The organism is Haliscomenobacter sp., from assembly GCF_041740695.1.
GTDB lineage: Bacteria > Bacteroidota > Bacteroidia > Chitinophagales > Saprospiraceae > Haliscomenobacter.
Map to the genome: position 1 here is coordinate 1 of NZ_JBGSLK010000076.1, position 12,141 is coordinate 12,141.

12 protein-coding genes and 1 rRNA gene are annotated in these 12,141 nt (G+C 47.6%); 7 read left to right on the forward strand and 6 right to left on the reverse strand.

Annotated features, from left to right (window positions below):
* Nucleotides 1-25 precede the first annotated feature (25 nt).
* A 5S ribosomal RNA gene (gene rrf / locus ACEW9O_RS15695) occupies nucleotides 26-136 on the forward strand.
* Between the two features lie 597 nt (nucleotides 137-733).
* On the opposite strand, the gene ACEW9O_RS15700 is transcribed toward rrf, so the two are convergent.
* Complete coding sequence (locus tag ACEW9O_RS15700) at nucleotides 734-1,786, reverse strand: sugar phosphate isomerase/epimerase family protein (RefSeq protein WP_373551125.1); 1,053 nt, start codon at nucleotides 1,784-1,786, stop codon at nucleotides 734-736.
* Nucleotides 1,787-1,803: 17 nt separating this feature from the next.
* Complete coding sequence (locus ACEW9O_RS15705) at nucleotides 1,804-3,462, reverse strand: M1 family metallopeptidase (protein ID WP_373551126.1); 1,659 nt, start codon at nucleotides 3,460-3,462, stop codon at nucleotides 1,804-1,806.
* 201 nt (nucleotides 3,463-3,663) lie between these two features.
* Here ACEW9O_RS15705 and lpxK point away from each other — a divergent pair, with 201 nt between their 5' ends.
* The 5 genes from lpxK (at nucleotide 3,664) to ACEW9O_RS15730 (ending at nucleotide 8,777) form a co-directional block, all read left to right on the forward strand.
* Nucleotides 3,664-4,731: a tetraacyldisaccharide 4'-kinase gene (gene lpxK, locus ACEW9O_RS15710; RefSeq protein WP_373551127.1), complete on the forward strand. Its 1,068-nt coding sequence runs from the start codon at nucleotides 3,664-3,666 to the stop codon at nucleotides 4,729-4,731.
* A gap of 37 nt (nucleotides 4,732-4,768) precedes the next feature.
* Nucleotides 4,769-6,076 (forward strand): 1-acyl-sn-glycerol-3-phosphate acyltransferase, encoded by a 1,308-nt coding sequence (locus tag ACEW9O_RS15715; protein WP_373551128.1) that lies wholly within the window; start codon nucleotides 4,769-4,771, stop codon nucleotides 6,074-6,076.
* Nucleotides 6,077-6,088: 12 nt separating this feature from the next.
* A complete protein-coding gene (locus ACEW9O_RS15720) occupies nucleotides 6,089-7,216 on the forward strand; it encodes a glycosyltransferase (RefSeq protein ID WP_373551129.1) in 1,128 nt (375 codons plus the stop codon).
* Entirely contained in the window at nucleotides 7,204-7,821 is a 618-nt protein-coding gene (locus ACEW9O_RS15725; RefSeq protein WP_373551130.1) for an RNA polymerase sigma factor, read from the forward strand. The genes ACEW9O_RS15720 and ACEW9O_RS15725 overlap by 13 nt, the downstream gene beginning before the upstream one ends.
* A 113-nt stretch (nucleotides 7,822-7,934) precedes the next feature.
* The gene (locus ACEW9O_RS15730) at nucleotides 7,935-8,777 is read left to right on the forward strand and encodes a DUF4349 domain-containing protein (protein WP_373551131.1); all 843 of its coding nucleotides are present in this window, start codon (nucleotides 7,935-7,937) and stop codon (nucleotides 8,775-8,777) included.
* Between the two features lie 65 nt (nucleotides 8,778-8,842).
* Here ACEW9O_RS15730 and gcvH read toward each other — a convergent pair whose 3' ends face one another.
* Both gcvH and ACEW9O_RS15740 read right to left on the reverse strand, forming a co-directional pair.
* On the reverse strand, nucleotides 8,843-9,226 hold the full coding sequence (gcvH, locus tag ACEW9O_RS15735) for a glycine cleavage system protein GcvH (protein WP_373551132.1): 384 nt from the start codon (nucleotides 9,224-9,226) through the stop codon (nucleotides 8,843-8,845).
* A gap of 87 nt (nucleotides 9,227-9,313) precedes the next feature.
* A complete protein-coding gene (locus ACEW9O_RS15740) occupies nucleotides 9,314-10,633 on the reverse strand; it encodes a citrate (Si)-synthase (RefSeq protein ID WP_373551133.1) in 1,320 nt (439 codons plus the stop codon).
* Nucleotides 10,634-10,783: 150 nt separating this feature from the next.
* On the opposite strand from ACEW9O_RS15740, the gene ACEW9O_RS15745 reads away from it, so the two are divergent.
* Entirely contained in the window at nucleotides 10,784-11,359 is a 576-nt protein-coding gene (locus ACEW9O_RS15745) for a DUF3109 family protein (protein WP_373551134.1), read from the forward strand.
* A 71-nt stretch (nucleotides 11,360-11,430) separates the two neighbouring features.
* On the opposite strand, the gene ACEW9O_RS15750 is transcribed toward ACEW9O_RS15745, so the two are convergent.
* Nucleotides 11,431-11,646 (reverse strand): DUF4177 domain-containing protein, encoded by a 216-nt coding sequence (locus ACEW9O_RS15750; RefSeq protein WP_373551135.1) that lies wholly within the window; start codon nucleotides 11,644-11,646, stop codon nucleotides 11,431-11,433.
* Between the two features lie 48 nt (nucleotides 11,647-11,694).
* Nucleotides 11,695-12,129 carry a hypothetical protein gene (locus ACEW9O_RS15755; protein ID WP_373551136.1) on the reverse strand — a complete coding sequence of 145 codons (435 nt, stop codon included), beginning with the start codon at nucleotides 12,127-12,129 and terminating at the stop codon, nucleotides 11,695-11,697.
* Between the last annotated feature and the right edge of the window lie 12 nt (nucleotides 12,130-12,141).

Below are 12,141 nucleotides of genomic sequence, written 5' to 3' on the forward strand. Positions count from 1 at the left end.
AACATTCGTCATTCACCAAAGAATTGTTGGTGGTTATAGCGAGCGGGTTCCACCTCTTCCCATTCCGAACAGAGAAGTTAAGCCGCTCAGCGCTGATGGTACTGCCCTTGGGTGGGAGAGTAGGTCGCTGCCAACTCAATAAACACACACAATATAAAGCCTCATCTGGTAACCCAGGTGGGGCTTTCGTGTGTCTGGGCCAGAACAAAACCCAACACACAACCCGACCTGAAAAACACCATTTCAATTCGGAACGCAGGGCGTCCCGAATGCAATGCAGGCCAGATATATGGGGCCCTGCTCCTCTACCACAATGTAACCTGTCTAACCACGGAGTGGTTCAATTCAGAATAGCCGCAGTCGTCTGCGGTAAAAAGTCGGAGCGAGGTGTCTCAACCACGGCAGTGGTTGAACTGACCACTGCGAATGGTTCAACCGCTACCGCGGTTGGGAAACAAACCTGGGCCCGAAAATTCCCCGGACGACCGGGGCTATTCTAAATTCAATCGCTCCGCGATTGGTAGGATGTTGAAATAGAGGGGATAGGTTCAAGTTAGCAATCAAGAAAGCCACTACATTTATCTGTAATTGCAGTAGTTTTTTAAAAACGATCACCTTTGTCAAAGCGGGAAATAGTCGATTAATTGAGTTCTATTCATAAAACTTCATAACTAACGACCAATCAAAACTCAATTGATTAGTCGTTAGTTATGTTTACTTAAGCGTGTTGTACCTAAATCCCTAACACCTTCCGGTTAAACGCCTCATCCGATCCTGCACCCGCAAAATCATCAAATGCCTTCTCCGTCACCTGAATGATGTGGTCGGCGATGAATTGCGCACCTTCTTCAGCCCCTTGTTCCGGGCTCTTGATGCAACATTCCCATTCCAATACCGCCCAGCCATCGTAATCGTATTGCGACAATTTGCTGAAGATGGCCCCAAAGTCGACTTGCCCGTCGCCCAATGAGCGGAAACGCCCAGCGCGGTTCACCCAACCCTGGAAGCCGCTGTACACCCCTTGAGAACCACTAGGATTAAACTCGGCATCTTTCACATGGAACGCCTTGATGCGGTCGTGGTAAAGGTCGATAAAGGCTACGTAATCCAGGCATTGCAGCACAAAGTGGCTGGGGTCGTAGTTGATATTGGCGCGAGGGTGGCCACCGAGGTAATCTACAAACATCTCGAAGGTTACCCCATCGTGCAAGTCTTCTCCTGGATGCAACTCGTAACAGGCATCCACCCCATTGTCTTCAAACACATCCAGGATTGGTTTCCAACGCGCAGCCAATTCTTTGAAGCCCGTTTCTACCAATCCAGCTGGCCGTTGAGGCCAAGGGTAAAGGAAGGGCCACAATAAGGCACCGGAGAAAGTAACGTGTGAGGTCAAACCCAGGTTTTTGCTCGCCTGTGCGCCCCATTTCAATTGCTGCACCGCCCATTCGGTGCGGGCTTTGGGATTGCCGTGTACTTCTGCTGGTGCAAAACCATCAAACATGGCGTCGTAAGCGGGGTGTACTGCGACCAGTTGACCTTGCAAGTGTGTCGACAATTCGGTGATGGACAAGCCGTAATCGTCAATTTTACCCACCAACTCATCACAATAGCTTTTGCTTTCGGCGGCTTTTTTGAGGTCGATCAAACGACTATCCCAAGTTGGAATTTGAATGCCTTCGTAGCCCAGGCCTGCGGCCCACTGGCATACACTGTCCAGGCTATTGAATGGGGCTTCATCGCCCATGAACTGCGCCAGAAAAATGGCGGGCCCTTGTATCGTTTTCATGTCTGTTATAGGTTTTTTTATCTGGCTATATCGTAAAGTCCCCAGCGATCTGGGTCTACTTCGGGTTTGTCTCCCGGGTTGAAAGATAAGGTAATGGTTTCTTTACCCAAATCAAGGCGCTGAATTTTCCCATTAATTTTTATTTCAACGGGGAAAGAGAAGGGCAAATTCTGGGGCGTTTCCCAGTGCAAGCTGATCTGCTGGCCTTCTACCTTAGTGACCAGTTTGGGCAATTGTGCTTGACGGAGGTATACATCAAAAAACCAACCCAGTGCTTTGCCACTTTCCTGCTCACAAATCAGTTGAAAGTCGGCAGTGGTTACAAAATGGCACTGGCGGCCATCTTTGATTTTTTCTGCTTCAGGCGTATCGTAACATAGGCGGCGCATGGATTTGAGTAAAGCTTCTTTGCCAATCACTGCACGCAGGGCGTGCAAAATCCAGGCACCTTTGGTATAGATTGGTGCGCGGTAAATTTGTTTGGAACTTTGGGAAGCCAAAGGAGCAACTGCCAGGTTGTTGGGAAAACGCCGCGAAGCATTCATATAATCGTGGTAACCCGCCAATCCTTTCAGCTCCTCCAGGTACAAGGCCTGCATGTAAGTGCAAAAACCTTCGTGGATCCACATGTCTTTCCAATCGTAATTGGTAACGAGGTTACCCCACCATTCATGCCCAAATTCATGGTGGTGCAGGGCATCGAAGCCCCAGTCTTTACCCCCGGTCATACTCCCATTGTTGAAGTTGGCACCATATGCAATGATGCTTTGGTGCTCCATGCCCAGGTGTGGGGTTTGAGCCACGCCATATTTGTCAATGCGGAAAGGGTAGGGGCCCAACATTTTTTCGTAAAACTTGATGTGCTCAAAAATCTCGGTAAAGAGTTTTTTTCCCTTCTCATAATCATCCGGCAACACATAAAACACCACCGGGAAAGTTTCTCCAGTCACACTTTTATATGGCCCTTCGATGCTGCGGTAAGGCGCGAGATTGAGCGCTACGTTGTAAATGTTGATGGGGGTAGAGATGTACCAGTGGAAGGTTTGGGTGCCATCTTTGTGTTTGCTGGTACTGCGCAAACGGCCATTGCAGGCAGCCACCAAGGGTTCGGGTACCCGCACGTTGAAGGCCATTGAATCCGGCTCATCGGATACGTGGTCTTTGCAGGGCCACCAGAGGTCGGCCCCTTCGCCCTGGCAAGTGGTGGTGATCCAGGGTGCGCCAGCTTTGGTAGTTGCCCAGGTGAAGCCACCATCCCAAGGGGCACGAGCGGCCACGCGGGGTTTGCCGCCATAAAGAATGCGGACCTGGACTTGTTCGCCCGCCTGGCGGGTAAAGCCAAGGTCGATCCAGATTTGGCCAACTTTGCGTACAAAAGGTGCAACAACCGGCTTTTTCGGATTGGATAAATCCCAGATTTCCTTAACGCTCAACAAGGTATCCAAATCCAGTACCAATCGATTCATGGGCTGAACTACTTTGGCGCGAACGATGACCTGACCGTCAATTTCGCGGGTGTCGGGTTTGATGCTCACACTGAGGTCGTAAAAAGTGACGTCGTAGGCGGATTGTTCAGGGCTGAGCGGGCCACCGGAGTCGAGGATGGAAGTTTGGGCGGAAATAGCAGAATAAACCAGCAGGACGATGCTGATGAAAAAGAATTTAATGTGATTCATGTTTTTGGATTAGCCGATAGAGCAAAAGTTGTCGACCAAATATTCACCAAGATCGAAACTGTTCTATACAAAAATACGTTTTTTAAGCGAAAGAAGTATTTTTGTTCAGCAACCATCTGCAGCGACAGCGATATCTGCTCGGCAGCCCCCATTCTAGCCGACTTTCAAATCCCTGCACATCAAGTATTTGGAAAATAACTCATGCTCGACAACATCATCGTCAAACTCCTGCTCGCACCATTGTCCCTCTTGTATGGCATTGGCATCAGTGTACGCAACAGTTTTTACAACTCTGGACTGATTCGTTCGGTCAAGTTTAACCTGCCCGTCATTTCGGTTGGCAACCTATCCGTAGGTGGAGCTGGCAAGACCCCACATATTGAATACCTCTTGCGGCTGCTGCACGATTACATCGAAGTGGGTACCCTGAGTCGGGGTTACAAGCGCAACACCTCGGGTTACCTGGATGTGGAAGCTGATCACAGCGCCAGTGAAGTGGGGGATGAACCCCTCCAGTTTCGGCGTAAATTCCCTAATATCGCCGTTTCGGTTTGTGAAAATCGAGCTTATGGCATTCCCCAAATGGTAGGGCAACATCCTACCTTACAAGCAATTTTACTCGACGATGCCTTCCAACACCGTGCAGTAATCCCTGGGCTGAACCTCATGTTGACCGAGTACGCCAGGCCGTTTTTTGAAGATTTTTTGATGCCTTCTGGCCGATTGCGCGAATGGCGATCCGCCTACCGCCGGGCCGATGTGCTGATCGTAAGCAAATGCCCCGCCGATTTGACAGTCGACCAGAAACATCAAATGCTCGAAAAGCTGAAACCACTGGCGCATCAAAAAGTCTTTTTTACCCAGTACACTTACGGCGATCCTTATTATATTTTTAACTCAGGGTACAAAAAAATCCTGGACAAGGATACCGACCTGCAACTACTCAGCGCCATCGCAGGGACCGACTACCTAATGACTTTCCTTAATCCACTGGTAGCCACGGTAACCAGCCAGGAATACACGGATCACCACAATTTTTCAGAGGATGATCTGCGGGACATTCGGGCGCAATTCCTACGCATCAAATCGCCCAACAAGTTGATTCTGACCACTGAAAAAGATGCCATGCGGCTGGAGGCTCATCGGGAGTACATACTTAAAGAGGATTTGCCCATCTTTGTATTGCCTATCGAGGTGGAGTTTTTATTCAATGAAGGGCCTCAGTTTGATCAAATGATTCAAAATTATTTGCTCAATTTTAAAGTTTGAGCCACCACAGCGTGTATTTTCACCCAAATCCTACATCGTGAGCCTTTTGCAACGCATTGTTTATACCGTATTGAAAGCCCTGATTAAGCTGGTTGTGTATGTGTATTATCCACGAATCGCGTTTTCAGGAAAAAGAAAACTGAAGATCAGTGGTCCTACGATTATCACCGGCAATCACCCCAATACCCTGATGGATGCCCTGAATGGTGCAATTTGGGTCAATGAGCCAGTATATTTTTTGGCCATGGCCCGATTATTTAAACCAGATTGGGTGGGCAAAATCCTGCGTTTTTTATTTTGTATTCCCCTCGAGCGGCGCAAGGACAACAATGGCGGCCCTGTCAACAATGATGATTCATTCCGCCAGGCCATTGATCACCTGTTGGCGGGTCGAAACCTGTTTATAGCCCCCGATGGTGGCAATGAGCTGGAGCGCAATTTATTGCCGCTTAAAACGGGTACCGCACGCATCAGTCTAAGTGCAGAAATGGAGCGTGATTTTCAACTGGGTTTGCACATCGTTCCATTGGGCTATACCTATTATGGTGATCGGGAGCAGTTTGGCAGTGAAATGTTGATCCAGGCTGGCGAGCCTATTATGTTACAAGACTTTGCGGACGCCAATGCCCAGGATCACCAGAGTGCCGTGCGCAATCTGACGGGGCTACTGGAAAAACGCATGCAGGACTTGCTGCTCAATGTCAAAGACGAGGAAGAAGATCAACTCTTATATGTGTTGGAAGAAATACTGCGTGACGAAGCTCCACTGCCTCTACCCGCCTTTTTTCAACGCAGCAAAGTGCTGTTGCTCCACTTGCGCAATCACGCCATTGAGCATCCCGAGGCTTACGATAGCTTTGTTTTACAAGTAAAAAATTATGCCTTGGCGCTCAAATCTACTCAAGTGCGCTCGGGAGCCGTATTTTTACAGCAGATGGGGCGTTCGGCACGCCTGGGCAAACAATTGAAATTTTGGCTATTGGCGCCCATTTGGGCTTTCGCCTGGCTGAACCATTGGCCGCTGATTGCCTTGTGCCGTTGGGCGGTACGCAAGCTGAATTTGCATATTGGCTACAAAACGACAGTGGAGCTATGCCTTGGGTTGCCAGCTTTGCCCATTTTTTACTTCCTGCAATCCTTACTGGTAGAGCTGTTGACGAGTACTGCCTGGAGTTGGGTTTATTTACTGGCCATTGTCCTAGCGGGTAGAATTGCCAGTGTCAATCAGCGTTACATGGAGAATGGTTTTTCCTTTGTAAAATTGAATAAAATGGGACCGATTAAGCATAAGTTAGCGAAGGAAAGGAAGGCACTTGCTGATCAGTTGGAGTTTTTTTTACATTAAATCTAATCCTAAATGGTGTCCAGCATCCTCGCAATTGTTTTTATCGGGGCCACGGTAGTGCAGTTGTTGTTTTGGCTGCTGGTTTTTTCACGACTGGGTAATTATCCTCAAATACCTGCTTTAGGGGACGTAAATCTCTCTGATGATCAACTTCCCCCCATCTCCGTTGTCATCTGCGGATGTAACGAAGCGGACAATTTGAACAAATACCTTGACCGTTTTCTCGCCCAAGACTACCCTTTCTTTGAAGTTGTGGTCGTAAATGACAATTCAGTTGATGAAACTGAAAAAATTTTGTTTGCGTTTCAAAAAAAATATTCGATATTACGTCCCGTTACGATCACAGAGCAACATCCACCTGGAAAAAAGTACGCTTTACAGGTGGGGATTGCAGCCGCAAAATACGATTTGCTTTTGTTGAGTGACGCAGACTGCTACCCATCCTCCCCCCATTGGATCCGGCACATGCAGTCTTTAATTAAAGATGAGGTTTTAATTGGACTAGGCTATAGTCCGTATGAATACCGAAACGGTTTGCTCAATCGTTTCATCCGCTTTGAGGCCATTTACACTGCTATCCAATATTTTTCCTTCTCCATCGTGGGTATGCCTTATATGGGCGTTGGCAGGAATTTGATTTACCACAAATCACTCTATCAACAACAACAAGGTTTTTCTACACATTTGGACCTCGCTTCCGGTGACGACGATTTGTTTGTCAACGCCGTAGCTACAGGGAAAAATACGGCAGTGCAATTGGCTTCAGAAAGTTTTGTTTTTACCATCCCCAAAATGACTTGGGGAGGCTACTACCGTCAAAAAACGCGCCATTTGACCACTGGCAACCGCTACAAACCAATGCATCAATTGGTGTTGGGCATGTTGTCAGCCAGCCATTTCTTCCATTACATTGGAGGTTTGGGCTGGGGTTTGTACACGGGTCAATGGGGCATCATTTTGATTTTTTACCTGGCGCGAGCCACGGTAGTAGCAATGGTAAGCAGACCCATCTTCAGCCGCTTGAAAGCGCTTTCTCTCTGGCCTTGGATGCTCTTTTTAGACCTGATTTATCTCCTCTACTACTTCGTGTTTGCGCCGGTTTTGATAATCGGCAACCCACGAACATCATGGAAACACTAGCACAAAACAACACCGCCCGCCGCCGGGGCAAAGACGACCATAGCCTGGTTGAACTCGCTGTAAATGGCAATCAACTCGCTTACAGCATTTTGGTGGAGCGGCATCAAGTCAGCTTGATGCGGGCCATCCAAAAAATCGTCCCCAATCGGGTCGATGCAGAAGACCTGGCTATGGAATCCTTTGGCAAAGCTTTTAGCAATCTTGAAAGGTACCGCCCTCATTTTGCTTTTGGCACCTGGCTACAGCGCATCGCCATTAATCACTGCATTGACCACCAGCGCAAACGTCGTTTACATACCCTTTCGATCGACGCCCGGATGTGTGAAGAATTTGAAGGGCGATTTTCGGAAAACATTCGCGCCAAAACCTTGAACCCCGAGGAAAACCTCATCAGCCTGCAAAAAAGACACCTGCTCCGCAAATTGATCGCTCAACTCAGTGAGCGCTATCAAATAATGTTGGAACTGCGTTATTACGAAAACCTGACCTACGCTGAAATCGCCGACGAGCTACAAATCCCATTGGGTACCGTAAAAGCACAGTTGCACCGGGCCCGGGAAATCCTTCACGACATGCTTTGTAAGCCGGAAGCGGCAGCGTATTAGATTATGAGAAAAGAGTAGAGGCGCAAAATCTTGCGTCTCTACATTAATTTGATTCAGGGTACACCATTTTAGCATACCTTAGCATCTACACTGGTAACTAAAAATCCCTGATTATGCGTACCTTATCCCTATTGAGTTTTTTGGTTTTGGTCAGTATTCTGCCCTATGCATGTAACAACGACAAATCTGGCAACCTTGAAAGCGTTGCGGAAATGGACTCATCTGCACCCGAAGTTGAATCCAAAGCAGCTCCTGAAGCGCCGCCGCCGCCGCCTTCACCCTCTTCACCTGGTGAAGCAAAAGCTGATGTCGCTATTGAAATAAAACTCATCAAAACGGGTAACCTGGAGTTTCAAACCTCCGACCTGGGTAATACTTACCAGCGCATCCGCAATGCTGCCCAAATCAATGCAGGTTTTTTAAGCAATGAATCTACGGCTAATGAATACGACCGAATTGTACAGCACCTCACCATCCGGGTACCTTCCCGCAATTTTGACAAACTGGTAGATGCGGTGTGCAAAGGGGTGGAACATTTTGACACCAAAACCATCGAAGCGGTAGATGTCACCGAAGAATTTGTAGACGCTGAAGCCCGGCTCAAAACCAAAAAACAGGTAGAACAGCGTTACCAGGAATTACTGAAACGCGCCAATAAAATCTCAGAAATCCTGGAGATTGAGCGGCAAATTGGCGAATTGCGTGCTGAGATTGAATCCATCGAAGGGCGGTTGCGCTACCTTAACAATCGGGTGGATTATTCAACGCTAGACATCAGTTTTTACAAAAAAACACCTGAACATCGAGTTGTAGAAGAAAATAGATTCGGACGTGCTTTCCACAATGGATGGGATGGGATGCTCAGTTTTGTGATTGGCCTTACTTCCATATGGCCTTTCTTGCTCATTTTTGGAGTAGGAGGGTATTTCTTTTGGCGCCGTTGGAGAAAAAAGTAAAAGAAGAAGGGCACTAAACAATGATGCTTAGTGCCCTGCAATCTTTACAAGTATTGGCCTCGTAACTATCCAGCTACACTACTTTCATAAGCAGCCGCATCCATCAATCCTTCCAACTGTGAAGGATCACTCATTTCTACTTTAATGATCCAGCCCTCGCCATAAGGATCGGTATTGACCAAATCGGGAGAACCATCCAAAGTGGCGTTCACTTCTAATACCTTGCCATCAAGGGGCATGAACAGGTCAGAAACGGTTTTCACCGCCTCAACCGAACCGAACACCTCATTTGCGTTGAGGTGGTTCCCGATGCTGTCGATGTCAACGTAAACAATATCGCCCAACTCACCCTGAGCAAAATCAGTGATGCCAATGGTGGCAATATTGCCTTCCGTTACGCGCACCCATTCGTGCTCAGAGGTATAGCGCAAGTCTTGAGGAAAATTCATATTGGAATTGTTGAGTGTTTAAAATTGGTTTTATTGGTTGGTTGAGTAATCGGCGCTTCGACTTCGCTCAGCGACCGATTATTCAACTTATGCTTTGGCCTTATGCTCGGCCAGGAACTGTTTTACCCATTCCGTAGTCACGGATTTTGGCCGCTCCAGCGGGAAACCCAGGGCGCGCGACCAGCACAAGGCCGCCAGTACACCCAAGGCGCGGGAAACCCCGAACAAAACGGTGTAATACCCATATTCTTTCAGGCCATAGTGTACCAACAGGGCACCAGAGTGTGCATCCACGTTTGGCCAGGGGTTTTTTACTTTGCCCAGGCTGCTCAGAATCCCTGGCACCACATCGAATACTTTCCAAACGACTTCTACCACATCATCGTGGCTGATGTATTCCTTGGCAAACTCCATTTGGGCCATAAACCGTGGATCGGGGCGACGCAATACCGCATGCCCATAACCTGGAACCACTTGACCTTTTGCCAAGGTGGCGTGTACATAATCTGCAATTTGCTCTTTGCTGGGCGCTGTAGTGCCCAACTCGTCCAGCATATCGAAGATCCACTTGATTACTTCCTGATTCGCCAATCCGTGGAGTGGGCCAGCCAACGCGTTCATGCCCGCTGCAAAAGTCAGGTAAGGATCGCTGAGGGTAGAACCAACCAGGTGGGTGGTGTGCGCCGAAGCATTACCGCCTTCGTGGTCGGCGTGGATGGTCAGGTACAAGCGCATCAAGGCTTTGAACTCTTCGTTCTCAAAACCCAGCATGTGCGCGTAATTGCCCGACCAGTCTTCGGTAGTGCTGGGTGCAATATGCTTTCCACTTGCATAAGTGCGGCGGTAGATGTATGCAGCAACTTGGGGCAAACGCGCAATGAGGTTCATCGTGTCCTCGTACGTTGCATCCCAATACTCATCCTTCGGCATCCCTTCGTCGTAACGGGCGGCAAAGATGCTTTCGGTTTGCATGGCGGTAATGGCAATCGAGAACTGAGTCATGGCGTGGGTGTTCGCTGGCAAAGCATCCAGGGTCGTAAACACGTGAGCAGGCACGGCAGCACGTTTGCGCCATTCTTCGGTCAACCCATCTGCTTCAGCCTGCGTTGGCACTTCACCAACCAACATCAACCAAAACAATGCTTCGGGCAGTGGTTCTTTGCCGTCTTTACCTTTAGGGAGTTGTGCTTTCAATTCCGGAATCGACATATTCCGAAAGCGGATACCTTCCATTGCGTCCAATTCGGAGGTTTCCCACACCATCATTTTGATGTCGCGGGCACCGCCATAAATCTGTCCGAGGTTTACGTCATCCACCATCAATTCGCTGTACTCCTTGAGCAAGGATTTGATTTCGACTTTGAGTGCGCTGGATTTCTCGTAGAATTTTTTCTTGAGGGTATCCATTCAAGTAAGTGTTATGGTTAGTAATGTTATTCGCTTGCTTAGTTGGGGCAAATCACGCCATAAAAATGCAATAATAAATTGATTTTTTTAGGCGATCTGTGTCTCCTTGCCGCTTCTTTTTTAGTTTTGTTGCTCATTTAAGTTTCTAGTATGTTGGTTGTAAACGATGTATTGATTAGTGACGAAGTGGTGCAAGAGCATTTCATTTGTGATTTGGACGCTTGTAAGGGGGCTTGTTGCTGGGAGGGAGATTTTGGTGCACCCCTGGAAAAGGCCGAATTGCCCATTTTGGATGAAATCTACGACTCCATCAAGGATTTTTTGACCAGTGATGGCCGCGCGGCAATTGAAGCTCAGGGCAAATACACCTACTTTGAAGAAATGGGGGGCTATGGAACCCCACTTGTCAACGGAGCTGCCTGTGCTTACCTTACCTACGACATCAATGGCATTGCAAAATGTGGCATTGAATTGGCGCATCAGGCTGGGGCAAGTCCTTTCTTAAAACCCATTTCCTGTCATTTGTACCCGATCCGCGCCAAGTCGGAAGTGGCCGGATTTGAGGGGCTGAACTATGAGCGTTGGCACATTTGTTCGGCAGCATGTACGCTGGGCAAAAAGGAAAAAGTACCCGTTTATGTCTTTTTAAAGGATGCTTTGATTCGGAAGTACGGGGAAGATTTTTATGAGGAGTTGTGTGAAGCGGCCAAGGTTTTGGAGGAATAAAGACTGGCTACCAAAATACTTACAACTGGACGTTTACACGGTTCGTCCAGTTGTAATGGTGACACTTTTATTTATAAATATTCTTCAGCGATGTCTTTTTCAAAATACAGATAAAAATAAACCGCAAATCCAAAATCAGTTGCGTCTGTTGAAACCAACCTGTAGCCTTCTTGTGCATATTCGTCCAATTTGGCCTGAATATCACTGGTCGAATCTTTGAGGATGTGTTCTTTGTCCAGCGATATTTTCGAATAATAAATGAGTGACTCAAGTTTGTACACCTTCATTTTTTGTGTTTTAAGTTATGCGTTAGAAATGATGAAAGGTAAATAAAACTACTTTGACGCAGCACCCTCATACAACAACTTCCCTTTGACAGCTTCCAAAGAATACATCCCGCGCCACTGCTTCAGCACGTACTTTTTATTCTTCCAAGTACCCGCATCATCCTTGCCTATTTTAGGAAGAAGTATAGCTTTTTCACCGGGTAAAAAAAGCTCGACCTTGGCATCTTCGTCCATCGATTTAAATACGATAAAGGCTGAAGTGGTTTGGTTCAAGTCCTTAGCCTTTGGATCAAGGCGAATGCCAATTTCAAAAAGGCGAAGGCATTCACCACGCAATTCCGACCATTGGTATCCTGCGGAACCAATGCAGCCGTGTTTGTCTCTATCACCACCTACCGTTGGGGTTCCGTCTGGTTTTTGGGCATTACAAGCGCTCAATAAGAGGAACATGAATAAGGCAAAAAGTGTAAACCTGCTTGACATTATCAATGAATT

What these genes read in the sequence shown, in the direction of transcription:
- ACEW9O_RS15700 (WP_373551125.1), bottom strand. Translation starts at nt 1,786, where the DNA reads ATGAAAACGATACAAGGGCCCGCCATTTTTCTGGCGCAGTTCATGGGC.
- ACEW9O_RS15705 (WP_373551126.1), bottom strand. Translation starts at nt 3,462, where the DNA reads ATGAATCACATTAAATTCTTTTTCATCAGCATCGTCCTGCTGGTTTAT.
- lpxK (WP_373551127.1), top strand. Translation starts at nt 3,664, where the DNA reads ATGCTCGACAACATCATCGTCAAACTCCTGCTCGCACCATTGTCCCTC.
- ACEW9O_RS15720 (WP_373551129.1), top strand. Translation starts at nt 6,089, where the DNA reads ATGGTGTCCAGCATCCTCGCAATTGTTTTTATCGGGGCCACGGTAGTG.
- ACEW9O_RS15725 (WP_373551130.1), top strand. Translation starts at nt 7,204, where the DNA reads ATGGAAACACTAGCACAAAACAACACCGCCCGCCGCCGGGGCAAAGAC.
- ACEW9O_RS15730 (WP_373551131.1), top strand. Translation starts at nt 7,935, where the DNA reads ATGCGTACCTTATCCCTATTGAGTTTTTTGGTTTTGGTCAGTATTCTG.
- gcvH (WP_373551132.1), bottom strand. Translation starts at nt 9,226, where the DNA reads ATGAATTTTCCTCAAGACTTGCGCTATACCTCTGAGCACGAATGGGTG.
- ACEW9O_RS15740 (WP_373551133.1), bottom strand. Translation starts at nt 10,633, where the DNA reads ATGGATACCCTCAAGAAAAAATTCTACGAGAAATCCAGCGCACTCAAA.
- ACEW9O_RS15745 (WP_373551134.1), top strand. Translation starts at nt 10,784, where the DNA reads ATGTTGGTTGTAAACGATGTATTGATTAGTGACGAAGTGGTGCAAGAG.
- ACEW9O_RS15750 (WP_373551135.1), bottom strand. Translation starts at nt 11,646, where the DNA reads ATGAAGGTGTACAAACTTGAGTCACTCATTTATTATTCGAAAATATCG.
- ACEW9O_RS15755 (WP_373551136.1), bottom strand. Translation starts at nt 12,129, where the DNA reads ATGTCAAGCAGGTTTACACTTTTTGCCTTATTCATGTTCCTCTTATTG.